This is a genomic window from Sphingopyxis sp. Root154 (assembly GCF_001427105.1).
Lineage (GTDB): Bacteria > Pseudomonadota > Alphaproteobacteria > Sphingomonadales > Sphingomonadaceae > Sphingopyxis.
Genome location: NZ_LMGI01000003.1, coordinates 121099 through 147963 on the forward strand (window position 1 = coordinate 121099; position 26865 = coordinate 147963).

The 26865-nt window shown below is 64.8% G+C and carries 31 protein-coding genes; 18 read left to right on the forward strand and 13 right to left on the reverse strand.

From position 1 onward, the window contains the following. Positions 1-106: 106 nt before the first annotated feature. Complete coding sequence (locus ASD73_RS16095) at positions 107-289, forward strand: CsbD family protein (RefSeq protein WP_037516121.1); 183 nt, start codon at positions 107-109, stop codon at positions 287-289. An 84-nt stretch (positions 290-373) separates the two neighbouring features. Here ASD73_RS16095 and ASD73_RS16100 read toward each other — a convergent pair whose 3' ends face one another. The 3 genes from ASD73_RS16100 to ASD73_RS16110 all read right to left on the reverse strand — a co-directional run bounded on the left by ASD73_RS16100 (position 374) and on the right by ASD73_RS16110 (position 2371). Beyond that, positions 374-1123 carry a hypothetical protein gene (locus ASD73_RS16100; protein WP_056373923.1) on the reverse strand — a complete coding sequence of 250 codons (750 nt, stop codon included), beginning with the start codon at positions 1121-1123 and terminating at the stop codon, positions 374-376. A gap of 130 nt (positions 1124-1253) precedes the next feature. Then, entirely contained in the window at positions 1254-1811 is a 558-nt protein-coding gene (locus ASD73_RS16105) for a GNAT family N-acetyltransferase (RefSeq protein ID WP_082521640.1), read from the reverse strand. A 161-nt stretch (positions 1812-1972) separates the two neighbouring features. Next, a complete protein-coding gene (locus ASD73_RS16110) occupies positions 1973-2371 on the reverse strand; it encodes a glycine zipper 2TM domain-containing protein (RefSeq protein WP_056373927.1) in 399 nt (132 codons plus the stop codon). Between the two features lie 181 nt (positions 2372-2552). On the opposite strand from ASD73_RS16110, the gene ASD73_RS16115 reads away from it, so the two are divergent. Both ASD73_RS16115 and rarD read left to right on the forward strand, forming a co-directional pair. Further along, positions 2553-2774 (forward strand): membrane protein, encoded by a 222-nt coding sequence (locus ASD73_RS16115; protein ID WP_037516131.1) that lies wholly within the window; start codon positions 2553-2555, stop codon positions 2772-2774. Between the two features lie 20 nt (positions 2775-2794). After that, on the forward strand, positions 2795-3712 hold the full coding sequence (gene rarD / locus ASD73_RS16120) for an EamA family transporter RarD (RefSeq protein WP_056373930.1): 918 nt from the start codon (positions 2795-2797) through the stop codon (positions 3710-3712). On the opposite strand, the gene pyrC is transcribed toward rarD, so the two are convergent. Then, positions 3709-4734: a dihydroorotase gene (pyrC, locus tag ASD73_RS16125; RefSeq protein WP_056373931.1), complete on the reverse strand. Its 1026-nt coding sequence runs from the start codon at positions 4732-4734 to the stop codon at positions 3709-3711. The genes rarD and pyrC overlap by 4 nt on opposite strands. A gap of 57 nt (positions 4735-4791) precedes the next feature. On the opposite strand from pyrC, the gene ygfZ reads away from it, so the two are divergent. The 4 genes from ygfZ (at position 4792) to ASD73_RS16145 (ending at position 7638) form a co-directional block, all read left to right on the forward strand. Continuing rightward, positions 4792-5517, forward strand: coding sequence for a CAF17-like 4Fe-4S cluster assembly/insertion protein YgfZ (ygfZ, locus tag ASD73_RS16130; protein ID WP_056373933.1), 726 nt, complete (start codon positions 4792-4794; stop codon positions 5515-5517). 32 nt (positions 5518-5549) lie between these two features. Beyond that, complete coding sequence (locus ASD73_RS16135) at positions 5550-6170, forward strand: hypothetical protein (RefSeq protein ID WP_156377437.1); 621 nt, start codon at positions 5550-5552, stop codon at positions 6168-6170. 35 nt (positions 6171-6205) lie between these two features. Then, a complete protein-coding gene (locus ASD73_RS16140; RefSeq protein ID WP_056373937.1) occupies positions 6206-6778 on the forward strand; it encodes a retropepsin-like aspartic protease family protein in 573 nt (190 codons plus the stop codon). Positions 6779-6972: 194 nt separating this feature from the next. Then, complete coding sequence (locus tag ASD73_RS16145; RefSeq protein WP_056373938.1) at positions 6973-7638, forward strand: MBL fold metallo-hydrolase; 666 nt, start codon at positions 6973-6975, stop codon at positions 7636-7638. 30 nt (positions 7639-7668) lie between these two features. Here ASD73_RS16145 and ASD73_RS16150 read toward each other — a convergent pair whose 3' ends face one another. After that, positions 7669-8109 carry an MAPEG family protein gene (locus ASD73_RS16150; protein ID WP_200934969.1) on the reverse strand — a complete coding sequence of 147 codons (441 nt, stop codon included), beginning with the start codon at positions 8107-8109 and terminating at the stop codon, positions 7669-7671. A gap of 317 nt (positions 8110-8426) precedes the next feature. Between ASD73_RS16150 and rpmF the strand changes: the two genes are divergently transcribed. The 5 genes from rpmF (at position 8427) to ASD73_RS16175 (ending at position 11486) form a co-directional block, all read left to right on the forward strand. After that, entirely contained in the window at positions 8427-8606 is a 180-nt protein-coding gene (gene rpmF / locus ASD73_RS16155; protein WP_011541714.1) for a 50S ribosomal protein L32, read from the forward strand. Positions 8607-8628: 22 nt separating this feature from the next. Then, on the forward strand, positions 8629-9663 hold the full coding sequence (plsX, locus tag ASD73_RS16160; protein WP_056373940.1) for a phosphate acyltransferase PlsX: 1035 nt from the start codon (positions 8629-8631) through the stop codon (positions 9661-9663). Next, complete coding sequence (locus tag ASD73_RS16165) at positions 9660-10625, forward strand: beta-ketoacyl-ACP synthase III (protein WP_056373943.1); 966 nt, start codon at positions 9660-9662, stop codon at positions 10623-10625. Before plsX ends, ASD73_RS16165 begins: the two co-directional genes overlap by 4 nt. Before the next feature lie 154 nt (positions 10626-10779). Continuing rightward, positions 10780-11073 (forward strand): integration host factor subunit alpha, encoded by a 294-nt coding sequence (locus tag ASD73_RS16170; RefSeq protein ID WP_056373946.1) that lies wholly within the window; start codon positions 10780-10782, stop codon positions 11071-11073. A 29-nt stretch (positions 11074-11102) separates the two neighbouring features. Beyond that, positions 11103-11486: a MerR family transcriptional regulator gene (locus ASD73_RS16175; protein ID WP_235534524.1), complete on the forward strand. Its 384-nt coding sequence runs from the start codon at positions 11103-11105 to the stop codon at positions 11484-11486. Between the two features lie 3 nt (positions 11487-11489). Here ASD73_RS16175 and ASD73_RS16180 read toward each other — a convergent pair whose 3' ends face one another. Both ASD73_RS16180 and ASD73_RS16185 read right to left on the reverse strand, forming a co-directional pair. Further along, entirely contained in the window at positions 11490-12041 is a 552-nt protein-coding gene (locus ASD73_RS16180; RefSeq protein WP_056373950.1) for a SixA phosphatase family protein, read from the reverse strand. A gap of 56 nt (positions 12042-12097) precedes the next feature. After that, positions 12098-14842, reverse strand: coding sequence for an ATP-dependent DNA helicase (locus ASD73_RS16185; RefSeq protein WP_056373952.1), 2745 nt, complete (start codon positions 14840-14842; stop codon positions 12098-12100). Positions 14843-14966: 124 nt separating this feature from the next. On the opposite strand from ASD73_RS16185, the gene ASD73_RS16190 reads away from it, so the two are divergent. Then, positions 14967-15401 (forward strand): hypothetical protein, encoded by a 435-nt coding sequence (locus tag ASD73_RS16190; protein ID WP_056373954.1) that lies wholly within the window; start codon positions 14967-14969, stop codon positions 15399-15401. Positions 15402-15419: 18 nt separating this feature from the next. Here the strand turns inward: ASD73_RS16190 and ASD73_RS16195 are convergent, their stop codons facing one another. Beyond that, positions 15420-15788 (reverse strand): PilZ domain-containing protein, encoded by a 369-nt coding sequence (locus ASD73_RS16195; protein ID WP_056373956.1) that lies wholly within the window; start codon positions 15786-15788, stop codon positions 15420-15422. A gap of 100 nt (positions 15789-15888) precedes the next feature. Here ASD73_RS16195 and ASD73_RS16200 point away from each other — a divergent pair, with 100 nt between their 5' ends. The 4 genes from ASD73_RS16200 to ASD73_RS16215 all read left to right on the forward strand — a co-directional run bounded on the left by ASD73_RS16200 (position 15889) and on the right by ASD73_RS16215 (position 19085). Then, entirely contained in the window at positions 15889-16299 is a 411-nt protein-coding gene (locus ASD73_RS16200; RefSeq protein ID WP_056373958.1) for a response regulator transcription factor, read from the forward strand. Positions 16300-16397: 98 nt separating this feature from the next. Next, positions 16398-16934 (forward strand): DUF4199 domain-containing protein, encoded by a 537-nt coding sequence (locus tag ASD73_RS16205; RefSeq protein WP_056373960.1) that lies wholly within the window; start codon positions 16398-16400, stop codon positions 16932-16934. Positions 16935-16995: 61 nt separating this feature from the next. Continuing rightward, a complete protein-coding gene (locus ASD73_RS16210; protein WP_056373962.1) occupies positions 16996-18597 on the forward strand; it encodes a lysine--tRNA ligase in 1602 nt (533 codons plus the stop codon). Continuing rightward, complete coding sequence (locus ASD73_RS16215) at positions 18594-19085, forward strand: asparaginase domain-containing protein (protein WP_056373964.1); 492 nt, start codon at positions 18594-18596, stop codon at positions 19083-19085. The genes ASD73_RS16210 and ASD73_RS16215 overlap by 4 nt, the downstream gene beginning before the upstream one ends. Here ASD73_RS16215 and ASD73_RS16220 read toward each other — a convergent pair whose 3' ends face one another. Further along, entirely contained in the window at positions 19086-20117 is a 1032-nt protein-coding gene (locus tag ASD73_RS16220; protein ID WP_056373966.1) for a fatty acid desaturase family protein, read from the reverse strand. 189 nt (positions 20118-20306) lie between these two features. Here ASD73_RS16220 and ASD73_RS16225 point away from each other — a divergent pair, with 189 nt between their 5' ends. Continuing rightward, the gene (locus tag ASD73_RS16225; RefSeq protein WP_235534526.1) at positions 20307-22904 is read left to right on the forward strand and encodes an EAL domain-containing protein; all 2598 of its coding nucleotides are present in this window, start codon (positions 20307-20309) and stop codon (positions 22902-22904) included. A gap of 9 nt (positions 22905-22913) precedes the next feature. Here ASD73_RS16225 and ASD73_RS16230 read toward each other — a convergent pair whose 3' ends face one another. The 4 genes from ASD73_RS16230 to ASD73_RS16245 all read right to left on the reverse strand — a co-directional run bounded on the left by ASD73_RS16230 (position 22914) and on the right by ASD73_RS16245 (position 26803). Then, positions 22914-24185: a metal-dependent hydrolase family protein gene (locus ASD73_RS16230; RefSeq protein WP_056373969.1), complete on the reverse strand. Its 1272-nt coding sequence runs from the start codon at positions 24183-24185 to the stop codon at positions 22914-22916. Between the two features lie 118 nt (positions 24186-24303). Beyond that, positions 24304-25332 (reverse strand): RcnB family protein, encoded by a 1029-nt coding sequence (locus ASD73_RS16235; RefSeq protein ID WP_082521708.1) that lies wholly within the window; start codon positions 25330-25332, stop codon positions 24304-24306. 133 nt (positions 25333-25465) lie between these two features. Further along, on the reverse strand, positions 25466-26011 hold the full coding sequence (locus ASD73_RS16240; RefSeq protein WP_056373973.1) for a (2Fe-2S)-binding protein: 546 nt from the start codon (positions 26009-26011) through the stop codon (positions 25466-25468). A gap of 27 nt (positions 26012-26038) precedes the next feature. Further along, positions 26039-26803, reverse strand: coding sequence for a class II aldolase/adducin family protein (locus ASD73_RS16245; protein ID WP_056373975.1), 765 nt, complete (start codon positions 26801-26803; stop codon positions 26039-26041). Between the last annotated feature and the right edge of the window lie 62 nt (positions 26804-26865).

The following is a 26865-nucleotide window of genomic DNA, read 5'->3' on the forward strand; positions in this document are numbered from 1 at the left end:
TTGCCCTGAACGCTTTACCCCGTGCCCCGGAACAAATGCTCCGGCGACCCGTTGGTGTGGCAAGAGGCGAGCCCCTCCCGCCTCTGTAAAGCCAAGGAGAAACCCCATGGGCGAATTCACCGAAAAGGCGAAAGGCATCGCCAACGAAGCTGCCGGCAACGCGAAGCAGGCAGCCGGCAAGGCGACCGATAACGAGCGTCTGCGCGCCGAAGGCGAAGCGCAGGAGCGCAAGGGCGAAGCCCAGAATCTGAAGGGCAAGGTCCAGGGCGCGCTCGGCGACAAGATCTGACCACTTGCGCGTCACGCAAGTAATGAAAAGGTCCCGGGGCATCCCTCTCCCCGGGGCCTTTTTCATTGTGTATCGTGAAGTGGCTTATTTGCCCCCGGAGGCTACCAGATCGACGTCGGTCATCGCGCCGTCGCGGCGCATCATCAGCACATAGGCGAGATCGCCTTTCGTGCCGCCGAGCATATGCTCGTTGCCGTTGACGCGGTGGTCGCTGGTGTAGCCGGCACGGATCGCCATCGTGTGATAATAATCGAGCACCGCCTGCATCGACGCCGCGGTCTGGAAATTGACGACGCGGATGTTGCACTTGCCGCCGGCGATGCCTGCGGCTTCGCGCAGCGTCGCACGCGGATAGACTTTGAACGCGGCGGGCAGGCGGTCGGCCCAGGCGTTGCTGTACGTCAACTTGGCGTCGCAGCTGCCCTTTTGCTGGTCGCGCGCGAGCGCGCCGATGGTGACGGGGCGCGGTCTGGCTTCGCAGCCGTCGCATCCGGCCTCGAACGGCAATGCCTTCGGCGCGGTGAGCAATTTGCCCGCAGCCTGCGCCGCTGCGGCCTCGGCAGCGGTCGCAGCCTTGCCGCCCGCGACGCCGGGGACGCCACCGTCGACGGGCCGGTTGCCCGGGCCCACGGCGTTTTTGTTTGCCTGACTCGCGAGCTTGGGGTCGACCATGATCTTGTCTTCGAGCGAGCCCTTGATCGCCGGGTCGGCGTCCGTCAGTCCGTCGTCGAGCGGGGCGAGGTCGGCCTTGGCATTGGGATTATCCCGGCACCCGGCGAGCGGTGCCGCCGCCATCAGCAAGCCGGTAACCAGCCATTTTCCGCGCAACATCATCGCTAACACTCCCTTAATCCATAGCCGGGAATGCCCTATTCTGGTCAAAAAGGCCCAAATAAAATGCGTTAACGGGCGGGGCTTTGTTGGCCGAAAACTGTCTCGGAGCGAGACGCTTTTGCCCTTTTGCTCACGCTCCGGGCAAAAATTCCTTGCGCTTGACGCGCCACGCGTCGGCGCTTTGCGTCCAGGCATCGACCGGCGCATCCTGGAAGGGGGCGGGCAGGCGGGTCGGGCCGCTGTTCGTCGCACCCAGTCGCTGCGCCAGCGCCTGCGAGCGCGTGTTGGCGGGGTCGATGCTGTGCATCAGTTCGGGCCATTTCAGGAATTCTACCGCGAAATCGCAGGCTGCGACGCTGCCTTCGAGCGCATAGCCCTTGCCGGCGAATTTGGCGCGCACGCCATAGCCGATCTCGGGCGCGGGCCAGCCGTCGGGCTCCCACGGGCCGAGCCGCCCGACCCATTCGCCGGTCGCGCGCTCGATCACCGAGAACATCGAAAAGCCTCGGATATGCCAGGCACCCGCAAGCGTACACCACATGCGCCACGCCTGCGAGCGCGGGCAGGTGCCGCCGATGAACCGCATCGTCTCTTCTTCGGTACACATTTCGGCGAAGCCGTCGAAATCCTCGGTCGCGGGCGGGCGCAAGATCAGCCGCTCGGTGACGAGCAGAGGGCCGTTCAACATATTCATTCTCCCGCAGCAATTGGCCAATGCTTCTGCGGCAAGAGGGCGTATTCGGCAAGCGGATACGCTTAAGGGCGCCGGTCGTTAAACCGGCGCCCTCGCCATCAGCGTGTACGGGCTGGAGGGGTCTCGAACCCATACTCGAGACGGTTAGCTATCCTTTAGCGGCAGCGATATTTCGACTTGTCGATCTCGCGGCCCAGCAAGGCACCACCGGCTGCGCCGAGTACGGTGCCGAGCAGCTTGTCGCCGCCGCCTGCGATCTCGTGACCCGCGACACCGCCAACCGCGCCGCCGATCAGCAGGCCGGTCGTGCCGTTATCCTTCTTACAGCGATAACGGCCGTCGTTGTCGCGCCAGACGCGGGTGTTGTTGCCGACACGCTCGTCACGCGCATAATAGCGGCGATCCTTGCGCTTCTTGTAGAAGCCCGAAGACTGGTCGAGCTGATGGAACCCATCGGCCTTCGCCGGAGCCGCGATACCTGCATAGGCAGGCGCGGTCAGGGCGACGCTGGCGGCAGCAAAAGTGCCCATCAGGCCCTTGGTGAAATTACGCATAAAAAGTCCTTTCCTGGTTCGGCGCCTCATCCCGCTTGCACAAGACCGGGCGCTTCGATGGGAAAACGAGCAGGGCTGCAAAGCCGTTGCATGAACCCAAGGCAACAAGACGAACCGAGCGCTTACATCGACGAACCGAAAGGCTCTTGCCGCATCGGCGGCGGCATGCGACAATCCCGGCATGCTCAATATCGGATCGCTCGTCATTGGCGCTATCGCCTTGGTTCTGGCCGTTTTTGCGTTCATCCCGCTGCTCGGCTGGGCGAACTGGGTGATCATACCCTTCGCCGTCGTCGGCCTCGCGCTCGGTGCGATGTCGGACAAGACGAGCGGGCGCAACCTGAACATCGTCGTCATCGTCATCGGCGTCATCCGCCTGATGCTCGGCGGCGGCATCATCTGATCCAGCCGGACTAGCCGATCATGAACCAGCCAGCGGCCCCCGCGGGGAGCAATCAGGGCGGCTTGCCCTTTGCGATCAGCGCCTATCTGATCTGGGGCTTCGTTCCGCTCTTCTTCAAACTCCTGTCGAGCGTCCCGCCGGCCGAGGTGCTGGCGCAGCGCATCGTCTGGTCGTTGCCGCTCTGTTTCCTGATCATGGCATTCCGCCGCCAGATCGGCGAGTATCTCGCGGCGCTCCGCGATTGGCGCGTGCTGCGCTTGCTCCTCGTCAGTTCGGTGCTGATCGCGCTCAACTGGCTCGTCTATATCTATTCGATCTTCACCGACCATGTGCTCGCGGCGAGCCTCGGCTATTATCTCAATCCGCTCGTCAATGTGATGCTGGGGATGATCTTCCTCGGCGAACGGCTCTCGCGGCTCCAGGCGCTCGCGGTCGTGATTGCCGGGATCGGCGTTGCGATCCTGCTTGCGGGTGCGCTCGACACGTTGTGGATCAGCCTGACGCTGGCGTTCAGCTTCGGGACCTATGGCCTGATCCGCAAGATCGTGCCCGTCGGTTCGCTGCCGGGCCTCGCGATCGAGACGACGCTGCTGCTTCCGTTGGCGGCTATAGGCGCGGCCTATTATATCTGGCTTGGCGACGGCCGCGGCTTCGGATCCGAAGCGGGGATCAGTTGGCTGCTCGCCGCGGGCGGCGTTGTCACCGCGGTGCCACTCCTGCTGTTCGCGACGGCGGCGCGGCGGATGAGCTATGCGGCGCTCGGCTTCGTCCAGTATCTGGCGCCGAGCATCGCCTTCCTGCTCAGCCTCTTCGTATTCCACGAGCCGCTGAAACCGGCGCAGCTCGCCTGTTTCCTGCTGATATGGGTCAGCATCGCGGTGTTCAGCTTCGACATGTGGCGCAAGATGCGCGCCGACCGGATGATGCCGGCGGCTTAGGCGATAAGCCGCCAGCCGAGCGTTTCGCCGGCGTGGAACGGGACGACTTCGCCGATCTTGTCCGGAACGACGGTTTCGCCGCGTTCGAGCGTCACCGTGCCGGTGTTGAGCGGCAGGCCGTAGAAATTCGGGCCATGCTCGCTCGCGAAACCCTCGAATCGGTCCAGCGCGCCTTCCTCGTCGAACACCTGGATGTAGGATTCGAGCGCATAGGGGGCGTTGAAGATGCCGGCGCAACCGCACGCGGCTTCCTTTGTGTGAACCGCGTGCGGCGCGCTGTCGGTGCCGAGGAAGAATTTGGGCGAACCCGACACCGCGGCGGCGCGGACCGCGAGCCGGTGCTGCTCGCGCTTGGCGACGGGCAGGCAATAGGCGTGCGGGCGAATGCCGCCGACGAGCATCGCGTTGCGGTTGATGTGAAGATGCTGCGGCGTGATCGTCGCGGCGACATTGGCGGGGGCGCCCGTCACAAAATCGACCGCTTCCGATGTCGTGATATGTTCGAACACGATTTTCAGGCTCGGCAGGTCGCGGACGAGCCCCTTGAGCGTGCGTTCGATGAACACCGCCTCGCGGTCGAAAATATCGACGTCATGATCGGTGACCTCGCCGTGGATGAGCAGCGGCATGCCGATTTCGGCCATCCGCTCGAGCACGGGCATGATCTTCGCGATGTCGGTGACACCATGCGCGCTGCCGGTCGTGGCGTGCGCGGGATAGAGTTTCGCCGCGGTGAAAATGCCCTCGGCATGGCCGCGCGCCATTTCGTCCGGATTGCTGTGATCGGTGAGATAGGCGACGATCAGCGGGGTGAAGTCGAGTCCGCCGGGCACCGCGGCGTTGATCCGGTCGCGATACGCCGCGCCCTCTTCGGCGGTCGTCACCGGCGGCGACAGGTTCGGCATGATGATCGCGCGCGCGAACTGGCGCGCGGTATATTGCGCGACATGATCCAGCATCGCGCCATCGCGCAGATGGACATGCCAGTCGTCGGGGCGGCGGATCGTCAGGCGATCGGTCATATACGGACTCGTCAACTTGTGGGTTGGTTTTGGCTGGGGCGTCCCTAGATTATCGCCATGACCAATACCACCCTCAACGACCGCGCCCTCATTCGTCTGTCGGGGGAGGATGTCCGCGGCTTCCTGCAAGGGCTGGTCACCAACGACACGTCGGGCAATCTGCCGGTGTGGGCGGCGCTGCTCACCGCGCAAGGCAAGGCGCTGTTCGATTTCCTGATCTGGGGCGACGAGGGCGACGTGCTGATCGATTGCGAGCGCGAAGCCGCCGAGGCGCTGACGAAGCGTCTGACGCTCTATCGGCTGCGCCGTGCGATCACGATCGCGGCCGAGCCCGATCTGGCGGTCCATTGGGCGCCGCACGGCGATATGGGTGTCGTTGACCCGCGCCTTCCCGAACTCGGCCAGCGCTGGCTGGCCTCCGCCGGTGAAGGCGAGGGCGCCGACGCTGCGTGGCGCGCCCACCGCCTCGCGCTCGGCGTCACCGAGGGACGCGCCGAACTGGGGGACGGGACAACCTTGTGGCTGGAATGCAATGCGATCGATCTGAATGGCGTCAGCTTCACCAAGGGCTGCTATGTCGGACAGGAAAACACCGCGCGGATGAACTGGCGGCAAAAGGTCAACCGGCGTTTGGTCGTTGTCCCGATCGCCGCGGCCGATGAAAAGCGGCAGGTCATCGCCTATCCCGACCTCGGCTGGTCGGTCGAGCACCGGCGGGTGGAGAATATCGAAGCGGCTGTCGCGCCCGCGTGGCTCCGCGAGGGGCTCGCCGCCGGTTCATGACAGATGCAGCCTTTGCTGCTAGACTGCCGGGCATGCGCGCTATGCTGATTTCGTCGGCGCTCGTCGCCGCTTTCGCTCTGTCGGCTCCTGCAGTGGCGGCGCCGACATCCTTGCTGCCGACCGAACCCGAGGCCGCGCAACCCTCTTCCAAACTCGCGCCGCTCGCGCCGGATTCCGCGTGGATGCCGCGCTTTGCAGCCGCGGCGGACGAATTGGCGATGGCGCTACGCTCGCGCGATGAGGCTCAATGGGGGCCTTTGCTCGGCGGGCAGTGGCTGTCCGCCGCGGATCGCGCGCGCGTCAAGAATCTGCTGGGCGACCGGAACAGCCCGTTCCTTCACGCACTCTTCCCAAAGGGCTCCACCCAACGCGCGATCCTCGGCTGGAACGCCCGCGCGTCGCTGAGCGCGGACGAACGCGCGGCGATCGAAGGAGGTCAGGAGGCGGAGGCGCTAGTCTGCTGGTCGGCGCGCAGCGACGGCACGGGGCTATGGCCGGCGACCGCGGTCGAGGCCGATAATCGGCCGGGGCGATCCTATGCCTGCGCGCGGATCGCTTATAGCATTCGTCGCGGAATTCCGGCCTGGCGCGCGTTCATCGAACAAGGTGAAGGCGGCGCTCTTGCTACTACCGCCCCGCGCGAGCCCGCTTAACCAATCTCCAACCCTCTTTTGCTACAAGAGTGCCAATGATCGGGCGATTTCTTACGTTGGCCGCGGGAATTGCGGTGGTGTCGATCGGCATGGCGGGCATCGCCGGCCGCTCGACAAGCATGGCCGATGCGCAGGGGCCTGCGCAGGGCTCTGCCGATAGCAGCGGCGATGATAACGGAAACTGGACGACCCAGCGTAGCAAGGGCGGCACCTGGTCTTCGGCATCGAGTCCCAAATCCTTGGGCGGAACGGTGCGTCTCGACCGATCAGGCGACTCGCATTTCTATGCCGACACCGAAGTCGATGGCACCAATATCCGGATGCTGGTGGACAGCGGCGCGTCGATCGTCGCGCTGACGCGCCGCGATGCCGAGGTGATCGGCATCGACGTCGATCGCCTGCCCATCAGCGGCACCGCGCGCACCGCGGGAGGCGACGTCCCGATGCGCACGGTCATGCTCGACAGCGTCGAAATCGACGGGATCGAAGTCCGGCGCGTCGAAGCCGCGGTGGTCGACGCAGACATGGGCGTATCGCTGCTCGGGCAAAGCTTCCTCTCGAAACTCGCCGCGGTGAACGTCGAAGGCGACACTATGACGTTGCGTTGAGGCGGTGGCCGCTTTGGGGTAGTAGCGGACACTGCCTCCTTTCATCATCCCGGACTTGATCCGGGGTCTCCAGCTACCGTCGCGCCCATGGATCCCGGATCAAGTCCGGGATGACGATGATGGTTGAGACTGCTTCCGCTCGTTAGCCGCCGCCACTCTTGCCATTTCCGCCGTATTTCCCCACATCGAGCGCCATGAACGCTCCCAATCCTCCCATGCGCGCGGCGATTGTGCCCGTCACCGCATTTCAGCAAAATTGCACCCTTCTGTGGTGCACCGCGACCAACAAGGCGGCCTTCGTCGATCCCGGCGGCGACCTCGACAAGCTCAAGGACGCGGTCCGACAGACCGGGGTCGAGGTCGAAAAGATCCTCGTCACCCACGGCCATATGGATCATTGCGGACAGGCGGGGATGCTCGCGAAGGAGCTCGGCGTGCCAATCGAGGGGCCGCACGAGGACGACCGTTTCTGGATCGAAGCCTTTGCCGAGGACGGCGCGCGCTTCGGCATGGTCGGCGAATCTTTCGAGCCCGATCGCTGGCTGGTCGACGGCGACACGGTGACCATCGGCAACCTCACGATCGACGTGATCCATTGCCCCGGCCACACGCCCGGCCATGTCGTCTTCCACCACGCGCCGTCGAAGCTTGCGATCGTCGGCGACGTGATCTTCCAGGGATCGATCGGCCGCACCGACTTCCCGCGCGGCAATCATCAGCAATTGCTCGATTCGATCACGCAAAGGCTGTGGCCGCTCGGCGGCGACACGACCTTTCTGCCGGGACACGGCGCGCACAGCAATTTCGCTCACGAACGGCGTACCAATCCGTTCGTCAGCGACGCTGCGCTGGAGGCGTAATGTCCCCTCCCGCTTGCGAGAGGGGAGGGCTTATTTCGGCGCGGCGACTTCGGTTTCCACGATCTCGGTCGTGGTGATGCTCGTCGGCGTCAGATAGACGATCGCGAGGGCGCCGATCGCGAGGCCGAGCTGGGTAAGCATGGTGATGATCGTGCCGACCATCCGGCCCCACATCATTCCGTCCATCCCCATCGCGTGCAGGACGCGCCCGACAAGATAGAGGGCGCCAACGCCCCACAGCCAGAACGACGAGCCGAGACCCAGCTCGACCAATGCGAGCAGGATCAGCACAAAAGCGGTGTTTTCGACGAAATTGCTGTGCGCGCGCATGCGCCGCGTCAGCAGGTCGTTGCCGCCATCGCCGATGAAGACCTTTTCCTTCGTGCGGACGCGGCCGACGCGCAGCGAAAGCCACAGATTGAGCAGCGCCGCCCCGGCGGCGATCGTCAGGCTGATCGGCAAGATAATCATCTGGTTTCCCCCTTATGGACCGGCGCGTTTCGCTTGCCGGCAGCGGGCAGGGTGTGGCATCCCCTGACCGGGGCGGCAAGCCTGCACGGGGATGGACGCAATGGGCTTGCCTTTGCGGGCAAAAACGCTATAGCCCCGCCCGATCCGGCACCCGACACCATATGGCGTTGAGGCACCCTCCGGCGGAAGTTTTTCCCTGTCGAATATCGGCAGGAGCGGGCTTCGGCGTGGCGGGCGGGCCAGTCATTTCCGGCGACGGCGGTGACAAATCCGGGTAGCCGATTCGTGACACACTATTTAAGAATGCAGGAAATATCATGGCCGTTCCCAAGCGAAAAACCTCGCCCTCGAAGCGCGGCATGCGTCGCAGCCACGACAGCCTGAAGGTTGAAGCCTTTCAGGAATGCCCCAATTGTGGCGAGCTGAAGCGCCCGCACAATCTTTGCAACGCCTGCGGCCACTATAATGGCCGTGAAGTGGTGTCGGTCGGCGCGTAAAAATCAAGCCGGAGGGCATTAAATGGCACTGACACCGCGAATCGCAATTGATGCGATGGGCGGTGACGTCGGCGTGCGCATGATGCTCGCCGGCGCCGCAATGGCGCGCCACAAGCACGATGGCCTCCGCTTCATCCTCGTCGGCGACGAGGTGCAGATCAAGGCGGCGCTTGAAAATCACCCCAATCTGCGCGCGGCGTCGGATATCATCCACACCGACGGTGTGGTGTCGGGCGAAGACAAGCCGAGCCAGGCGCTGCGCAAGGCGAAAAGCACCTCGATGGGGCTCGCGATCGACGCGGTGAAACGCGGCGATGCCGGCGGTGCCGTGTCGGCGGGCAACACCGGCGCGTTGATGGCGATGGCGAAGCTCGCGCTGCGCACGATGCCGGGCATCGACCGGCCGGCGCTTGCGGCCTTGTTGCCGACGCTCGGCGACAATGACGTCGTGATGCTCGACCTTGGCGCCAACACCGAATGCGACGCGACCAACCTGACGCAATTCGCGGTCATGGGCGCCGCCTATGCGCGCACCGCGATGGGGCTCGAACGCCCGCGTGTCGCGCTTTTGAACATCGGGACCGAGGAGCTCAAGGGCACCGACGAGATTCGCGATGCCGCCGCGATGCTCCGCGCGGCCAAAGGGCTGCCGATGGAGTTCGCGGGCTTTATCGAGGGCGACAAATTGTCGCGCGGCGATGTCGACGTGATCGTGCACGACGGTTTTTCGGGCAATATCGCGCTGAAGACGATCGAGGGGACGGCGCGTTTCGTCACCGACCTCTTGCGCCGCGCCTTTACCAGTTCGACGCGCTCGAAGATCGGCTTCCTGATTTCGCGCCCGGCGACCGAACTGCTCAAGCATCATCTCGATCCCAACAACCACAATGGTGCGGTGTTCCTCGGCCTTAACGGCGTGGTGCTCAAAAGCCATGGCAGCGCCGATGCGAAGGGGGTCGCGAACTGCGTCCACCTTTGCGCCGAGCTGATCGAGAAGGATATCACGCGTCAGGTGACCGAGGATCTCGCGAATTTCCGTAGCGGAGCCGCAGCATGACGCTCCGTGCCATATTGGCCGGCACCGGCTCGGCCCTGCCGCGCACGCGGGTCTCGAACGCCGAACTCGCGGCGCGCGTCGACACCAGTGACGAATGGATCGTCGAACGCACCGGCATCCGTTTCCGCCATATCGCCGAATCCGACGAGACGACGGCAACGCTCGGCGCCGATGCGGCGAAGCAGGCGCTGGCTGCGGCCGGGCTTGAGCCAGCCGACATCGGCCTGATCATCGTCGCCACAGCGACCCCCGACAATACGTTTCCCGCCAGCGCTACCAAGGTGCAGGCGCTGCTCGGCATCCCCGATTGCATCGCCTTTGACGTCGCAGCGGTCTGTTCGGGCTTCCTTTATGCAGTGTCGGTCGCCGACTCCATGCTCCGCACCGGCGCGGCGAAGCATGCGCTGGTGATCGGTTCGGAAACCTTCAGCCGCATCCTCGACTGGGAAGATCGCACGACGTGTGTCCTCTTTGGCGACGGTGCGGGCGCCGTCGTGCTGTCGGCGAAGGACGTCGACGACGATCAGGGCATCCTCGCGACGCGGCTGCATGCCGAGGGAAAATACGCAGATATGCTTTATGTCGACGGCGGTCCGTCGACGACCGGCACCGTCGGCCACGTCCGGATGCAGGGCCGCGAAGTCTTCCGCCACGCCGTCACCAACCTCGCCTCGGTTCTGGGCGAAGTGATGGCCGATGTCGGGCTGTCGGCCGAGTCGATCGACTGGGTCGTGCCGCACCAGGCGAACAAGCGGATCATCGACGCCACCGCGAAAAAGCTGGGTTTGCCGCCCGAACGCGTCGTGCTCACCGTCGATCAGCACGCCAATACCTCGGCGGCGTCGGTGCCGCTTGCGCTCGACCTCGCAGTGCGCGACGGGCGCATCAAGCGCGGCGATCTTGTGGTGCTCGAGGCTATGGGCGGCGGCTTCACATGGGGCGCTGCGGTTTTGCGCGTCTGACGCTTCGCTCCGGCGCGTCAACTTCTCGCTCCATCCGTTTCAGTTTGGCGGATTAATTCGCATTTGTTACATATGGTAACGGGACTCGTGACGGTGGGGGCTGTCAGGGACTCAATCGACTATATTTCGCTTCAGTGAGGGGGAAGGGATCATCATGGCAGCAGGGACGCTCACGCGGGCCGACATTGCAACACGGATCAATCAACAGATCGGTCTGTCGCGCAACGAATCGGCTGCAATCGTCGAATCGATTCTCGATCATATGTCCGACGCGCTCGCGGTCGGGCAAAATGTGAAAATCTCGGGTTTCGGCACCTTTGTCCTCCGTGACAAGGCGCAGCGGATCGGCCGCAATCCCAAGACCGGCATCGAAGTGCCGATCCTGCCGCGGCGCGTGATGACCTTTCGCGCCAGCCAGACGATGCGAGCCCGCGTTGCCGGCAAATAAACCGCGCCTGACCCATGTCGGGTTCTGAGATGACCGACGATGGCGGCAAGGCGTCCGGCGCCATGCTCGCCATCGGCGAACTGGCGGTGCGCATCGGCGTTCCGACGCATGTGCTGCGCTATTGGGAAACGCGTTTTCCGCAGCTGAAGCCGCTCCAGCGGTCGGGGCGCCGCCGCTATTACCGCGCCGAGGACGTCGCGCTTGCCGAGCGCATCCACCATCTGCTGCATGTCCAGGGTTTCACCGTCGAGGGCGCGCGCAAGGCGTTGTCCGAGCCGGGCGCAGCGCCCACGGCGCGTGCGCCATTGACTCGCGAGGTGCTCGACAGCGCCGCGCCGATGCGCGTGGTGAAGGGAGTTCCGGTCGAGGCGCTGGTCGCGCTCCGCCAGCGGCTCGCCGCGGCGCTCGGCTAAGCCTTAGTCGTTATCCATCGCCGGCGCGAGCGCCGGGTCGAGATCGCGCGGGCGAATGAAACCCACAAACCGCGCGCTGTTCGTATCGAGATCGTGCCAGTTGTCGATGTCGAGTTCGAGCCGCGCCAGCGCCGAGGTCGGCAGCTTTTCCTCGACCTTCGCGCGCAATTCGTCGCCCGCCGATTCGGGAACGAGCATCAGGATCAGGTCTTCGAGCCCGGGATTATGTCCCGAAATCAGCAGATGCTCTGCATTCTTACCGGTGTCGCGGATCACGTCGATCAGCGTCGCGGCGGATGCCAGATAGATGCGCCGGTCCCAATGCGGCTCAAGCCCGTCGAGGTCGGCGGCGGGCTGGAAGATATCGAGCGTTTCGGTCACGCGCACCGCGGGCGAGGCAATGATGCGGTCGATGGGCAGCTTCTGGCGCTTCAGCCACTGGCCGATCAGTTCGGCGCCGCGCGCCCCGCGTTTGTTGATCGGGCGGTCGAAATCGCGCTCGACCTGGACGTCCCAACCCGATTTGGCATGGCGCAGGATAGTCAAAGTCTTCAAAATCGCTCCCCGCGCCGTTGCGCCATGCCCTCGTTCGCGGGCCTTGTGCCGGAAACTTATGACGGTGAAAAGGCTGGAAAGGCGCTTTTTCGCCTTTCCACATTCGCCGCAGCGACGTGGTTGACCGCTTCGTCGAGCGGCAGGCGGCGGATCGGGGTGCCCTCGGGAAAGGCGCTGAGCAGGCGCGAGGGAAAGCTCGGTGAGAGCATCACGAACTGGCCGAAATCGTCGGCGCGCCGGATCAGCCGACCGAACGCCTGCCCGATGCGGCCGCGAATGACCATGTCGTCATAGACGCTGCCGCCCTGCGCCGCGCGCCGCGCCGCGTGCAGGATCGTCGGGCGCGGCCATGGCACCCCCTCCATCACGACGAGCCGCAGCGAATCGCCGGGAACATCGACCCCGTCGCGCAGGGCATCGGTGCCGAGCAGCGAGGCGTGCGGATCGGCGCGGAAAATGTCGACGAGCGTCCCGGTGTCGAGCGGGTCGACATGCTGCGCAAACAGCGGCAGCCCCGCGCGCGCCAGCCGGTCGGCGATGCGCGAATGGACGATACGCAGCCGCCGGATCGCGCTGAAAAGTCCCAATGCGCCGCCGCCTGATGCCTCTATCAGCCGGCTGTAGGCGCCGGCGAGCGCAGGCAGGTCGCCGCGCGCGATGTCGGTGACGATCAGCACTTCGGACTGACGCGCATAATCGAACGGGCTCGGCACCGCGAAATGCTGCACCCCGCTGTCCATGTGGCGGGCGCCGGTGCGGATATCGGCGTCGGTCCAGCCGCCACGCCCGTTACCACCGTTGCGCAGCGTCGCTGAGGTGACGAGCACGCCTTGCGCGGGACGATAGACGATTTCGGCGATCGGCCGCGCCGGATCGAGCCAGTGACGGTGCAGCCCGCAGTCGAACTCGCGCCCGTCATAGCGGTCGACCGCGAGCCAGTCGACGAAATCGGGGTCGGCGGGGCCGCCGACGCGCCCGAGCAGCGAGAGCCAGCCGCCGAGTGTGTCGATCCGTGTGCCGAGGCTGTGCCGCGCGCCGTCGACCCTTGCCCGGGCTTGCCCGTCGAGCCAGTCGGGCGGATCGTCTATCAAGGCTTCGAGCCGTTTGCCGAGCGCCATCAGCGGACGCAGCAACGCCTCCACCGCGTCGCTCGCCGCTGCGGCTGCGGTCACCAGTTCGGAGTCCGGATCGGCAAGTTCGGTCTCGAGACCATAGCCCGCGTCGGCGGTGCGCGTATCGACCGCGCGCGCGTAGACCTGTCCGCGCACCGCGACGAGCAGTCGCTCGATCACGCCCCACGGATCATTCTCGGACAAGCGTCCGAGCCAGCCGTCGCCGGGCAGTTCGGCGGCGGCGGCGATCGCCGCCTGGATCGCGCGGTCGCCCGCCTCGTCATAGCTTGCAACATCCGCGAGGCGTGCGGCAAGCCCGCGCCGCCGCCCGCGCGACTTGCCTTCGGGACCGAGCACCCAGCGACGGATCTCGACCGCTTCCTGCCCCGTCAGCGCCGCGGCGAACATCGAATCGGCGGCGTCCCACAGATGATGACCTTCGTCGAAGATCAGCCGCGTCGCGGGCGCGCCGCCGTCGCGCGGGCGCGCCGCCTGCACCATCGTCAGCGCATGGTTGGCGATGACGATCTCGGCCTGCGTCGCCGCGCGCGCCGAATGTTCGATGAAACACTTCCTGAAATGCGGACAGCCCGCATAGATGCACTCGCCGCGCCGGTCGGTGAGCGCGGTCGTGCCGTTGCGGCGGAACAGGGCAGGGAGCCAGCCGGGCAGGTCGCCGCCGACCATGTCGCCGTCGCGCGTATAGGCGGCCCAGCGCGCGACAAGCTGCGCCAGGATCGCGGCGCGGCCCGAAAAGCCGCCCTGCAACGCATCCTCGAGGTTCAGCAGGCAGAGGTAATTCTCGCGCCCCTTGCGCACCACGACCTTTTCGCGGTGCGTTTCGGCGTCGGGGTAGAGTTTCTCGGTCTCGCGCGACAATTGGCGTTGCAGCGCCTTGGTAAAGGTCGAGATGCAGACGGCGCCCGCCGACTGGTCGATCCATTGTTTCGCAGGGGCGAGATAGCCCAAAGTCTTGCCGATGCCTGTCCCGGCCTCGGCGACGAGCATCTGCGGCGCGTCCTTGCGATCGCGCGGCGCGAAGATCGATGCGGTGGCGCGTGCATAATCCTGCTGGCCCGGCCGCCGCTCGGCGCCGTCGCCGGTCAGCCGGTCGAGCCGCGCCGACACATCGTCTTCGTTGATCGTGACCTGCCGCGGCGCCCCGCGCGGCGGTTGTTCCTCCCATTCGGGCAACCGTGCGAACAGCCAGCGTTCGTTCGCGTCGGGCTGCGACAGCCGCGGCTGGACGAGCGGCGACCATGACCAGCGCTGGCGCGACAAGGCCTGCACGCCGTGCCACGCGCCCTCGCGCTCGGGCCAGTCGGGATCGTCGATGCTGCCGAGCATCGCCGCGGCCGCCTTGGGCAGGAAAGCGGCGATATCTTCTTCATCTTCTTCGCCTTTCGGCGGCGTCAGGCCGATCGCGGCGGCGATTCCGGCAGGAGTCGGCACCGCGAAGCGCGCGGGATAGAGGAAGGCGAAGAGTTCGAGCAGGTCGAGGCCGGACAATTCGGGATAGCCCAGCCGGTCGCCGGTCAGCGTCGCATTCAGCAGCAAGTGCGGCGTGGCCGCGACCGCCGCGATCGCTTCACCGCGCCCGACGCGCTGCACGCGGCCGTGCGTGTCGGCGATCCAGATGCCGATATGGCTCGCATGGATCGCGGGCAGGGTAAGCGGGTCGGGAGCCATCGCCCCATGGATAGGGACAAAAGGCGAACACGGCAAGGCGATCCGGTCGACCGCCAGATTTCTTCTTGCGGTCGCGGAGAGCTTCGGCGACGCTCGACCCAAACCATATGAAAGGACAATCCGGATGAGCGAAGAGGCGGCGATCGGCGCGGTGATCGACGAGATGTACGCGATGATCTCGGGCCCCAAGGGGCCGCGCGACTGGTCGCGACAGGCGAATTGCTTTCATCCCGATGCGCGGCAGATCCGGACGTCGATCGATGCCGACGGGCGCGCGACTTTCCGCAGCATGGGACTCGAAGATTATGCGCGCGACACCACGCCTTTCTTCGCCGCAAATGATTTTTTCGAGATCGAGATCGGGCGGCGGGTCGATGTCCTGGGCAATATTGCCCATGCCTGGAGCGCTTATGAAGCACGCGCTGCGCTAGACGACGCAGAGCCCGAACGACGCGGGATCAATTCGATTCAGCTGTTCAAGGATCCGGATCTTGGCTGGCGGATCATGGCGATGATCTGGGATAATGAGCGCACGGGCGTGGCGATCACGCCCTTCTGACGCTTGGCGCCCTGATGCTTAACTTAACCCGCGGCGCCCAAACGCTGAAGGGCGGTTGCTCATGAATATCTGCGCGGGCTGAACCATCGAAGCCGTCCGCGCGCGTTTCAGGGCGTTGTAGAGCGGACCGTGTGTGAGTTCGTACGGGAAGCGAACGCCCATACGGTCGAATTCGGACCACATCACCACGGCGTAAGTGACCTCGCCGCCATAATGGATTTCACAGCGCGACCGCGCGGGCATGCTCGCCCCGTCGATGCGCGCGCCGCTTTCGGACAGGTCGGTAATCCGGCCGTCGACGAAGTTGAGCACGCCATTGACGGTGACGTCGATGACAACGGGAGTGCGCTTGTGGCCGCGGGCGGCAGGGGTGCGAAAATTGTCCATGTCCGGGACGCTACGCCCGCATGGTAAATTTTCCGGTAACGATGTTGGCCCGCGCCGGGACAATGTTGCAAGCGATCTCCGACAATGATCTACGCGGATCATGGTCCGTCCGATCATCCTCTATGGCATCAATCTCGCCGCCGCGGCGTTCCTGCTCGAATGGCTGAATTACAAACATGTGGTGCATCGCTGGTCGACCGAATTCTACGTCATCTGCGTCGCCGTCATTTGCGTTGCGCTCGGCATATGGGCCGGCAACCGGCTGACCGCGCGGCCGCGTCAGGCTTTTGTGCGCAACGACGCGGCGATCGCGGCGCTGGGGCTCAGCGCACGCGAATGCGAGGTGCTGGAAATGCTGGCGGCAGGACACGCCAACAAGGTGATTGCGCGGCAGCTCGATATCTCGCCCAACACCGTGAAGACGCATGTCGCGCGCGTTTATGAAAAGCTGGCGGTCGCCAGCCGCACGCAGGCGGTACAGAAAGCGCGGACGCTCGACATCCTGCCGTAAAATCGGACTAAACGCGTCAAATCACCCGTTTGGGCGATAGATTCCGGCCGTTGTTTCGGTCCATCCCGCGTGGCATTCATCACATGGGGAGACAGAATATGGGCAGGATCATTGCAGTATACGGCGCCATCGCGGGCGTCATCGTCATTCTCGGCATGTTTATCAGCATCACCTTCGTCGCCGACCATGGCACGATGGGCATGGTCGCCGGCTATCTGTCGATGCTGGTCGCGCTGCTGTTCGTCTTCATCGGCGTGAAGCGCTATCGCGACATCAATCTGGGCGGTGTGATCAGTTTCTGGAAGGCGCTCGGCGTCGGGCTGGGCATCGGGCTGGTCGCGTCGCTTTTCTATGTCCTCGGCTGGGAGCTCTATATGTGGCAGACCGGCGGGACCTTCATGGCCGACTATATTACCAAGAGCGTCGAGGATATGCGCGCCGCCGGCAAACCGGCCGCCGAGATCGCGGCGTTTTCGGCCGAAATGGGTGCGATGGCGGAGCAGTATAAAAACCCGCTGTTCCGCATGGCGCTGACGCTGACCGAGATATTCCCGGTCGCGCTCTTGGTATCGCTCGTTTCGGCGGCGCTGCTGCGCAATAGCAGCTTCCTGCCCGCCATGCAGCCGCGCGGATGAGATCGACGGGAAGAAGGCCGGTCTTCTTCCCATCCTCGCTTCTTGCCGCTATGGGCGCGGCATGACTGACTTGCACCTTCACCCTTCGCTGCGCGAACCCGCGCAAACGTCCAAGGCCTGGCCGTTCGAGGAAGCGCGCAAGCTCGTCAAACGCTATCCGGATGGCAAGCCCGGCGGCGAGGCGATCCTTTTTGAGACGGGCTATGGTCCCTCGGGGCTGCCGCATATCGGCACCTTCAACGAAGTGCTGCGCACGACGATGGTCCGCCGCGCCTATGAGGCGCTGACCGGCGGCGCGCCGACGCGCCTTGTCGCGTTCAGCGACGATCTGGACGGGTTGCGCAAGGTTCCCGACAATGTTCCGAACGGCGACATGCTGCGCGAATATCTCGGCAAGCCGCTGACCGCGATCCCCGATCCGTTCGGCAAGTATGAGAGTTTTGCGCATCATAACAATGCGATGCTGCGCGAGTTTCTTGACCGTTTCGGTTTCGAATATGAATTCGTCAGCTCGACCGAGCAGTACAAGGCGGGCTCGTTTGACGAGGCGCTGAAGAATGTCCTGCGCCACAATCAGGATATCCTCGACATCATGCTACCGACGCTGCGCGCCGAGCGCGCGGCGACCTATTCGCCGATCCTGCCCGTCAGCTCGAAGTCGGGAATCGTGCTGCAGGTGCCGGTGACCGTCGTCGATGCCGATGCGGGCCTTGTGTCGTTCGAGGACGAGGGTGAGACGATCACGCATAGCATCCTTGGCGGTGGCGCGAAGCTGCAGTGGAAGGTCGACTGGGCGATGCGCTGGGTCGCGCTCGGCGTCGATTACGAGATGTACGGCAAGGATCTGACCGACAGCGGTGTCCAGTCGGGCAAGATCGCCAAGGCCCTCGGCGGGCGCAAGCCCGAGGGGCTGATCTACGAGATGTTCCTCGACGAAAAGGGCGAGAAGATCTCGAAGTCGAAGGGCAATGGCCTCAGCCTCGAACAATGGCTCGACTATGGCAGCGAAGAGAGTCTCGCCTTTTTCGCGTATCGCGAGCCCAAGGCGGCAAAGCAGTTGCACATTGGCGTGATCCCGAAGGCGGTCGACGAATATCTGCAGATGCGCGGCAATTATCCGTCGCAGGACGGCGACAAGAAGCTCGGCAACCCGGTGCATCACGTCCATGTCGCTCGCGGCGAGCAAATTCCGGCAAGTGAATTGCCGGTGACCTTCGGGCTGCTGCTCAACCTCGTTGGGGTGATGGGCGCCGACGCATCGAAGGATCAGATCTGGCGCTACCTCGGCCAATATGTCGAGGGGGCCGACGCGGCCGCCTATCCCGAGCTCGACCGGCTGATCGACAATGCGATGGCGTATAACCGCGACTATGTCGCGCCGACGCTCCATCGCCGCAAGCCGCAAGGCGGCGAGGCCGCGGCGCTGAAGGAACTCGACGGCGAACTCGCCGCGCTGCCCGCCGATGCCTCGCCCGACGACATCCAGAATATCGTGTATGCGATCGGCAAGAACGAGACCTATGGCTTTGAAAACCTGCGCGATTGGTTCAAGGCGCTCTATGAGACGCTGCTCGGGTCGAGCGCCGGACCGCGCATGGGCAGTTTTATCGCCTTGTTCGGCATCGACAACACGCGGCGGTTGATCGCCGAGGCGCTTGCATGAGCGAGGTCATCGACATCTTCACCACCGGCGGGACGATCGACAAAGTTTATTTCGACGCATTGAGCGAGTTCCAGATCGGCCCCGCGGCGATCCCCGACATGCTGCGCGAAAACAACGTCCATGTTCCGCACCGCGTCACGCAACTGATGCGCAAGGACAGCCTCGAGCTGGACGACGCCGACCGCGAAGCGATCCGTGCCGCGGTCGCCGCGAGCGATGCGTCGCGCGTCCTCGTTACCCACGGCACCGACACGATGGTCGTCACCGGGCGCGTGCTCGCAGGGATCGCGGGCAAGACGATCGTGATGACGGGCGCGATGCAGCCCGCGTCGGTGCGCGCGAGCGATGCCGAATTCAACGTCGGCTTCGCGCTCGCGGCGGCGCAGACACTGCCGCCCGGCGTCTATGTCGCGATGAACGGGATGATCTTCGACCCCGAAAAGACGGTCAAGGACCGCGCCGGCGCGCGTTTCGTGCAGGAAGGCTGATCAGCCTTTTACGGTAACCTGTCGCAGCACCGCGGCGTAGCCCGGCGCAATCGTCATCGAATCATGCTTGCCCGCGCGGCCAAGCGCGGCATGCACCTGCGGCAGCCGATAGCAAGGCACACCCATGAACAGGTGATGCTCGGCATGATAATTCACCCAATATGGAGCGACCGTCGCGCGCGCCAACCAGCCGGCGTGCGTGGTGCGCGCGTGTGTGAAGGGATCGTCGCTGCCCGTCGTCGTGCACGCATGCTCGGCGATGTTGCGAATGCGCAGATACAGCTGGAAGGTCGTCGCAAGCCCGGCAAGCCAGAGCAGATAGGGCGTCCAGCCATAGAGCGCGAGCGACGCCGCGAGCAGCACCGCCTGCACGACAAGGAAACGGCCGACCGCGCGCGCCACCGCCATTGCGCCCGCGACATCGATCGTCGGTGACGTCATGCCGTCGTCGGACTGTTTGTTGAACGGCGTCCCGGCCTTGGTGCTCGCGCCGCTTTTCTGTCCCTGTTCGCCGCGCAGCATCGCTTTCAATCCGACGATGGCGAAGCCGAATTGCGCCAAGCGTTGCTTGAAGAAGGTCTGGCCCGTCATGTCGCGCAGAACCTTGCGCCAAAGGCTGGCGCGCGTGGTGGGGAAGGGCTTCGACAGCGACAGGTCGGGATCTTCGGGCTGCTGGGTGAATTTATGGTGCTGGAGATGATAGGTGCGATAGGCAATCAGGTCCGATCCGACCGCCGCGCCGGTCAGCCATTGGCCCAGGAAATTGTTGATTTTCCGGTTTGGGTGGAGCGCGCCGTGCGCCGCGTCGTGCATCAGGATCGCGAGCCCGAGCTGGCGTCCTCCGACGAAGATGACGGCCAGCAGCCACGCCACCGGGTTCTGTGACCATGCGGCAAGGCCGACGAGCGCGATACTGACGATCCACGCGTGCGCGACCAGCCAGATGCCGCGCCACGAACAGGCGCGGGTGAGTGCCGACCATTCGGCGCGGTCGAAAAAGCGGTCGGGCGGGAACAGGCGGACGGCGGGCATGACCGATCTATAACGAGTTGCGAACCGAAACGTAACCCCTTCCGTTTTGGCACAATATCGGCGGAAATCGCAGGCTTGAGGTAAGGATTTGGAAACCCCTTCCGGCCACTGGTTGCCGCGACCATAAAAGCGGGGAATATCGGGACATTGGGGGTTCGGCGCAACATCATCCGGCCGGGAGGCAGCGATTTGCCATCGGGCGAATCGCCGTTCGATTCGCCGGAATTCGTCGCGCACCTGATGCGCGTGGCAAAGCTATGGCATTATGTGCTGATCGGCCGCGCTCTTGCATTCCTGACCTTCGCTTTCGCGCCGGGCCTTGCCGGCTTCCTCGATGATCCTTTGCACTGGCTGGTCATGGCCACCGGGCTGGCATGCGATGTCGCGCTGACGGTGATCGGGCAGGCGATGCGCAAACCGCGCCCAATCGCGCACAGCCAGGTACGGCTGATGGCGATGTTGTGCATGACGCTGATCGTGCTCGGCACATTGCTCAACGCCGCCGCGACCTTCGATGCGATCGCGGTCCCCGACGGCAGCCGTCATTTCGATGCCTTTGCTGCCATCCACATCGGCTCGCTCCTCGTAGCAGCGTCGGCGGTCGCGGTGGTCCGTCCCGCCTTTTTCGCCTTCGCGGGTGCGACGGCGCTGGGCGGGGCGATTGGCGTCGCCTCCTGGCCGTTCGCGGTCGCAGGTTTCGTTTTCCTCGGACTGCTGATCGTCATGATGCGCGAGGATGTCCGGCACCAGCGCCGCGCGACGCGCGCCGCGCGGCTGGGCGTCAGCGACCAGCAGCGCGCACTGAACCTGATGCGCGATTTCGAGCGCGCGGGGCGCGGCTGGTTCTGGGAAACAGATCGCTATGGCCAGCTCGTCTATATCTCGCCAACCGTCGCGGCGCGGCTCGACCGGCCGCTCGCCGACCTGCTCGGCCATCCCTTTACCGACATCATCCGCAAGCGGATCGGCAACGACGAAAGCGAAGAGCGGACTCTCGGTTTCAGCCTGTCGTCGCGCACCCCGTTCAAGGAGCTGACGGTGCAGGCCGCGGTGCCGGGCGAGGAGCGCTGGTGGTCGATTTCGGGCCAGCCGATCAGCAACGAACTTGGAAATTTCCAGGGGTTCAGAGGCAGCGGCACCGACCTCACCGACAAGAAGAGGTCCGAGCGCGAGATCAACCAGCTCGCGCGCTACGACACGCTCACCGGCCTTGCGAACCGCCGCCACATCACCGACCTGCTCGAACGCGCGCTCAAGAGCCATAGTGGGCAGCCGCAGCCCTGCGCGCTGCTGCTGATGGACCTCGACCGGTTCAAGGCGGTGAACGATACGCTGGGGCATCCGGTGGGCGACCAGTTGCTGCAGCAGGTCGCGGGGCGGCTGACGCAGATCGTCGGCGACAAGGGACAGGTCGGACGGCTCGGCGGCGACGAATTCCAGATTGTCGTGCCGCAGATGAGCCAGCCCGAGAAGCTTGCCGGCATCGCCAATGCGATCATTCTGAGCCTCGCCAAGCCCTTTTCCATCGAGGGCGAGCAGGTGCGCGTCGGCTCGTCGCTCGGCATCGCGGTGTCGGAGGGGCAGGGCGTCTCGGTATCGGCGCTTGTCCGCAACGCCGACCTTGCGCTTTATGCCGCGAAGGACGCGGGGCGCGGCGTCTATCGCTTCTATGCCGACGCGATGCACAATCAGGCGAGCGAGCGCAAGGCGATCGAAGATGCCTTGCGTGACGCGCTGGCGAAGGACGAACTCAGGCTGCTTTATCAGCCGATCGTCGACGTCGAGAGCGAGCGGATCACCGGGTTCGAGGCGTTGATCCGCTGGCACCATGCGACCGACGGCCTGATCAGCCCGTCGAAATTCATCCCCATAGCCGAGGAGTCGAACCTGATCGTGCCGATCGGCGAATGGATCATCCGCACCGCCTGCGCGACGATCGCGCACCTTGGCCCCGGATATCGCGTCGCGGTCAATGTCTCGCCGCGCCAGTTTGCGAACGAAAAGCTGCCCGCAACGATCATGAGCGCGGTGTCGGCGGCGGGCATTCGTCCCGAGCAACTCGAGCTCGAGATCACCGAGGGCGTCTTCCTCGACGAGAGCCCCGAGAATCTCGCGATGTTCCAGAAATTGAAGCGCACCGGGGTGCGGCTGGCGCTCGACGATTTCGGCACCGGCTATTCGGCGCTCGGCTATCTGAAAAAGGCGCCGTTCGACAAGATCAAGATCGACCAGAGCTTCGTCCTCGGCGCCGCCGATCCCAGCAGTATGAACGCCGCGATCATTTCGTCGATCGTCGGCCTTGCGACCGCGCTTAACATGGAAACGACAGCCGAAGGGGTCGAGACGCATGACGACCTCGCGCTGATCCGCGGGCTCGGGTGCAGCCATGTTCAGGGCTATATCTATGGCAAGCCAATGGATCTGGTCGAGGTACTGGCCCTGCTTCGCGAGGGCGGCGGGCGCGTCGAGGCGAAGGGGTACAAGAGCGCACGCGAGGCGCGGCTGACGACCTTCCGCACGATCCAGGTCGGCAGCGGCGGTTATCAATATGAGGGGATCGTCCGCAACATATCGTCGCGCGGGGCGCTGATCGAGGGCCTATGGAATGTTCCACCCGGGACACCGCTGACCCTCGAATTCGGCGCCGACCAGATCTTCGATGCCGAGGCGCGCTGGTCGGCGGGCAACCGCGTCGGCGTGAAATTTGCCGAAGCGGTCGAGATCGACGGGCTGACCGGTCCAAAGACGGTCACGCCGGCGCGGGGACGAATCCGCCGCGCCGCGTGACAGCCGCGATCAATCGGCGATCCGGCCGCGCGCCATCACCCAATCGACCTTTTCGAGCACGGTGACGTCGCTCAGCGGGTCGCCGCTGACCGCGATCATGTCGGCCGACATGCCCGGCGCAATGCGGCCGATCTCGTTTTCGAGCGATAGCAGTTTCGCCGCGACCGTCGTCGCGCTCGCCAGCGCCTCGCGCGGGGTGAGGCCATGTTTGACGAGCAGCGCGAACTCCTGCCCGTTGCGGCCATGTTCGAACACGCCGGCGTCGGTGCCGAAGGCGATCGGCACGCCGAGCGCCCTGGCCCGCGTCACCGCCTTGCCGACGTCGTTCAGCGTCATGCGCACCTTGTTCTCGACCGTCGGGGTATAGATGCCCTTGCCGAGCCGCTCGCGAATTCCCTCGAACGCCATCAGCGTCGGGACGAGATAGGTGCCCTGGGCCTTCATGACCTTCAGCGTCGCGTCGTCGGCGAAGGTGCCGTGCTCGATGCTGTCGATGCCCGCCGCGGCCGATGCGGTGATCCCGCCCGCGCCGTGCGCATGCGCCATGACCTTCAGGCCCAGCGAATGCGCGGTGTCGGCGATGCTCTGCAATTCGGGGCTGGTGAAATGACCCTCGAGTCCGCGCCGCTGCTGCGACAGCACGCCGCCGGTCGCGGTGATCTTGATGACGTCGGCCCCCGCGCGCGATGCCTTGCGGACCTTTTCGGCGCATTCGAGCGCGCCGGTGCAGGTGTAGCCCTGGTCGAGCACGTCGTGGACGTCCTCGCGAAAACCGGTGACGTCGCCGTGGCCGCCGATGATCGACAGCGCGGGACCGGCAGCGACGATGCGCGGACCCTCGATAAAGCCGGCGGTCGTCCCACGGCGGAGGGCGTAGGCGGTATATTGCGCCGAACCTGCCTCGCGCACCGTCGTGAAGCCCGCGCGCAGCGTAATACCGGCATTCTTGGCGCCGACGACGACGCCCCATTCGTCGGGGTCGACCGTCGCGGCGCGATAATCCTCGCCCGGATCGCCGGTCAGGTGGACGTGGAGGTCGACGAGGCCGGGCAGGAGCGTCTTGTCGCCGAGGTCGACGATTTCGGCGCCCGCGGGCGCTTCGGCGCGGCCCGGTGCGATCGAGGTGATGCGATCGTCGGTGATGGTGATCGTCGAGGGGCCTTGCGCGGGCTTGCTGGCGTCGGTGATGACGCGTCCCGCATAGACGATGGTGGTTTTCGCGTGCGCCGCCGTACCCAGCAGCGCCAGCGTCGCTGCCGCGACCATTCCCAATTTACGCATGAAGTCTCCCCTGTCTGATCGCGCCACCGTGGCGCGGCGGGCGGGGGAGGGCAAGCGCATAAAAAGAGGGGCTGGCAAGCCAGCCCCTCAGTTTGTCATCTGATAACCGAAAGGAATATTACCAGAAGAAATCGTGGATCACGTCGATCACTTCGCCCGAATAGGTATCGACCAGAAGCGCGTCGTTATAATAGCGGATCCAGCGCGTGCCCCCATAAGCGGGCGGCAGGCGGTAATAGCCCGGATCGTTGATCCAGTAGCGCTGGCTGTAGAACAGCGAGTTCAGCGAGAAACCGATGCTGAACCGCGTATAGCCATAACCGCGATACGGGTTGTAATAGCGCGGCATCCGGTAATAGCTGCGGTTCCGCTCGCGATAGCTGCGCCAGTCGTAGCGGCGATCGTTGCGCCAATCGCGGTTCCAGCTGCTCCTGCGATTGTCGTTATAGCGGCGATCGACGCGATTGTTATTGTTGCGGTCATAGCGCCGATCGATCTGGCCGTCGCGGTTGCGATCGTAGCGACCGTCTCGCTGGTCGATGCGATTGTTGTTGTTGCGATCCCAGCGGCGGTCGAGATCGCCGTTGCGATTGCGGTCGTAGCGGCGATCGACGCGGTTGTTGTCGTTGCGATCATAACGCCGGTCGACCTGACCGTTACGGTTGCGATCCCACTGGCGGTCAATGCGGCCGTCGCGGTTGCGGTCATAGCTGCCGCCGCGCTGGCGCTGTTCGGCCTGACGCTGCTGCCACTGCTGACGCTGAGCCTGCTGTTGCTGGTCGTTCCCGCGCTGCTGCTGCCACTGCTGACGCTGGGCTTGCCGCTGCTGGTCGTTGCCACGCTGCTGTTGCCATTGCTGGCGCTGGGCCTGACGCTGCTGATCATTGCCGCGCTCTTGCCGTTGCTGCTGGCGCATTTCGCTGCGCTGCTGCCGTTCAACTCGCGGCTGCTGGCTTTGCTGACGCTCCGGGCGGGCCTGACCGCCGCCATTGCCGCCGCGGCGCACTTCAGGGCCGCGCGGTCCGCGGTCTCCCCGGTCGCCGCGCTGCGCGATCTGCACCCGCTCGCCCGATGCCTGTGCGGCTGCCGGGGCGATCGGGGTCAGGATCGTTGCAGCGATCAGCAACCCTCCAAACATCTTCTTCATCTCGCCATTCTCCAACTCATGTCCCGTGTGCTGGAGACGCCAGCCGGGATGATGAATCGATTCTTACCAGTGGCAAGATGATCGATGGCTGACCGCGCTGTTGCCTGCGGTTCAGCTAGATGAACGAAGCCGTTCAGCTGCCGGGCGGCAGGCGGAGCGCCGGCACGGCGCGCGCCGCGTCCTCGGGGCGGATTCCCGGCGGCGGGGCGGCGGCGATGCGTTCCTCGCCGCGGATCACGCGTCCCGCGAGGCGGATCGCGGTGCGGATGCGCGGATAGGTGCCGCAGCGGCAGATATTGGTCATCGCCGCGTCGATCTCGGCATCGCTCGGATTGCTGTTCGAGCGCAGCAGCGCGGCGGCCGCCATGATCATCCCCGACTGGCAGAAACCGCATTGCGGCACCTGTTCGGCAACCCACGCCTGTTGCACCGGATGGCTGCGATCGCGCGCCAGCCCTTCGATCGTCGTGACGAAGCGGCCCTCGCACTCGGCGATCGTGACCATGCAGCTGCGAATCGCCTCGCCGTCGATGTCGACGGTGCAGGCGCCGCACTCGCCGGTGCCGCAGCCATATTTGGTGCCCGTCAGGTTCGACGCATCGCGCAGCGCCCACAGCAGGGGCGTTTCGGGTTCCATGCGATATTCGACCGGGCGGTCGTTGACCGAGAATCGCGTCATGCGGTTCCTGTTAGCGCAACGGCCGGATTAGTCACGCCAGCTTGTGTCGATCTTGTCGACCTTGCGCACCATCGCGTCGAATTCCGCCTTGCCCGCCTGGCCCGGGATCGAGGCCATGAACAGATCGCGCTGATGGACCGCGATCACCTCTTGCGGGACAGTGATCGGCTTGCCCATGCTCATTGTCGCCATCTGGATCTCGCACGCGCGCTGGAGCGCCCAATATTTGATGAAGGCTTCGGTCAGCGTCTTGCCCATCACGACCGGGCCGTGATTCTTGAGCATCAGGATGCGCTTGTCGCCGAGGTTCTCGACGAGCCGCTCGCCCTCTTCCTCGCGCACCGTCACGCCCTCGAAATCATGATAGGCGAGCTGGCCGGCGAAGTTGCAGGCGTAGAAATTGACCGGCTGCAGCCCGCCTTCGAGCGCGCAGACCGCGACGGTCGCGGTCGTGTGGGTGTGGATAATCGCATGCGCGTCGGGCAGGACGCGGTGGAACAGGCTGTGCTGGACGAAGCCCGCCTTGTTGACGTGCCAGGGATTATCCTCGTCGACCTTGTTGCCGTCGATGTCGATCTTGATCAGGTTCGACGCCGAAACCTCGCTGAAATGCAGGCCATAGGGGTTGATCAGGAAGGCGCCCTCCTCGTCGGGGACCTTCACCGTGATATGGTTGAAGATCATCTCGTCCCAGCCCATCATCGCGAAGATGCGGTAGCAGGCGGCAAGTTCCTGCCGCGCCGTCCATTCGGCTTCGCTATATTTGCTGTTGCGCTTGAGCTGGGTCGCCATGGCCTGTCCCTCATTATGATGTTAGTTTCGTCCTGCTACCTATGCCATAAGGATGGGGCGCG

Coding starts and splice junctions, on each gene's coding strand:
- ASD73_RS16095 (WP_037516121.1), top strand. CDS start 107: ATGGGCGAATTCACCGAAAAGGCGAAAGGCATCGCCAACGAAGCTGCC.
- ASD73_RS16100 (WP_056373923.1), bottom strand. CDS start 1,123: ATGATGTTGCGCGGAAAATGGCTGGTTACCGGCTTGCTGATGGCGGCG.
- ASD73_RS16105 (WP_082521640.1), bottom strand. CDS start 1,811: ATGTTGAACGGCCCTCTGCTCGTCACCGAGCGGCTGATCTTGCGCCCG.
- ASD73_RS16110 (WP_056373927.1), bottom strand. CDS start 2,371: ATGCGTAATTTCACCAAGGGCCTGATGGGCACTTTTGCTGCCGCCAGC.
- ASD73_RS16115 (WP_037516131.1), top strand. CDS start 2,553: ATGCTCAATATCGGATCGCTCGTCATTGGCGCTATCGCCTTGGTTCTG.
- rarD (WP_056373930.1), top strand. CDS start 2,795: ATGAACCAGCCAGCGGCCCCCGCGGGGAGCAATCAGGGCGGCTTGCCC.
- pyrC (WP_056373931.1), bottom strand. CDS start 4,734: ATGACCGATCGCCTGACGATCCGCCGCCCCGACGACTGGCATGTCCAT.
- ygfZ (WP_056373933.1), top strand. CDS start 4,792: ATGACCAATACCACCCTCAACGACCGCGCCCTCATTCGTCTGTCGGGG.
- ASD73_RS16135 (WP_156377437.1), top strand. CDS start 5,550: ATGCGCGCTATGCTGATTTCGTCGGCGCTCGTCGCCGCTTTCGCTCTG.
- ASD73_RS16140 (WP_056373937.1), top strand. CDS start 6,206: ATGATCGGGCGATTTCTTACGTTGGCCGCGGGAATTGCGGTGGTGTCG.
- ASD73_RS16145 (WP_056373938.1), top strand. CDS start 6,973: ATGAACGCTCCCAATCCTCCCATGCGCGCGGCGATTGTGCCCGTCACC.
- ASD73_RS16150 (WP_200934969.1), bottom strand. CDS start 8,109: ATGATTATCTTGCCGATCAGCCTGACGATCGCCGCCGGGGCGGCGCTG.
- rpmF (WP_011541714.1), top strand. CDS start 8,427: ATGGCCGTTCCCAAGCGAAAAACCTCGCCCTCGAAGCGCGGCATGCGT.
- plsX (WP_056373940.1), top strand. CDS start 8,629: ATGGCACTGACACCGCGAATCGCAATTGATGCGATGGGCGGTGACGTC.
- ASD73_RS16165 (WP_056373943.1), top strand. CDS start 9,660: ATGACGCTCCGTGCCATATTGGCCGGCACCGGCTCGGCCCTGCCGCGC.
- ASD73_RS16170 (WP_056373946.1), top strand. CDS start 10,780: ATGGCAGCAGGGACGCTCACGCGGGCCGACATTGCAACACGGATCAAT.
- ASD73_RS16175 (WP_235534524.1), top strand. CDS start 11,103: ATGACCGACGATGGCGGCAAGGCGTCCGGCGCCATGCTCGCCATCGGC.
- ASD73_RS16185 (WP_056373952.1), bottom strand. CDS start 14,842: ATGGCTCCCGACCCGCTTACCCTGCCCGCGATCCATGCGAGCCATATC.
- ASD73_RS16190 (WP_056373954.1), top strand. CDS start 14,967: ATGAGCGAAGAGGCGGCGATCGGCGCGGTGATCGACGAGATGTACGCG.
- ASD73_RS16195 (WP_056373956.1), bottom strand. CDS start 15,788: ATGGACAATTTTCGCACCCCTGCCGCCCGCGGCCACAAGCGCACTCCC.
- ASD73_RS16200 (WP_056373958.1), top strand. CDS start 15,889: ATGGTCCGTCCGATCATCCTCTATGGCATCAATCTCGCCGCCGCGGCG.
- ASD73_RS16205 (WP_056373960.1), top strand. CDS start 16,398: ATGGGCAGGATCATTGCAGTATACGGCGCCATCGCGGGCGTCATCGTC.
- ASD73_RS16210 (WP_056373962.1), top strand. CDS start 16,996: ATGACTGACTTGCACCTTCACCCTTCGCTGCGCGAACCCGCGCAAACG.
- ASD73_RS16215 (WP_056373964.1), top strand. CDS start 18,594: ATGAGCGAGGTCATCGACATCTTCACCACCGGCGGGACGATCGACAAA.
- ASD73_RS16220 (WP_056373966.1), bottom strand. CDS start 20,117: ATGCCCGCCGTCCGCCTGTTCCCGCCCGACCGCTTTTTCGACCGCGCC.
- ASD73_RS16230 (WP_056373969.1), bottom strand. CDS start 24,185: ATGCGTAAATTGGGAATGGTCGCGGCAGCGACGCTGGCGCTGCTGGGT.
- ASD73_RS16235 (WP_082521708.1), bottom strand. CDS start 25,332: ATGAAGAAGATGTTTGGAGGGTTGCTGATCGCTGCAACGATCCTGACC.
- ASD73_RS16240 (WP_056373973.1), bottom strand. CDS start 26,011: ATGACGCGATTCTCGGTCAACGACCGCCCGGTCGAATATCGCATGGAA.
- ASD73_RS16245 (WP_056373975.1), bottom strand. CDS start 26,803: ATGGCGACCCAGCTCAAGCGCAACAGCAAATATAGCGAAGCCGAATGG.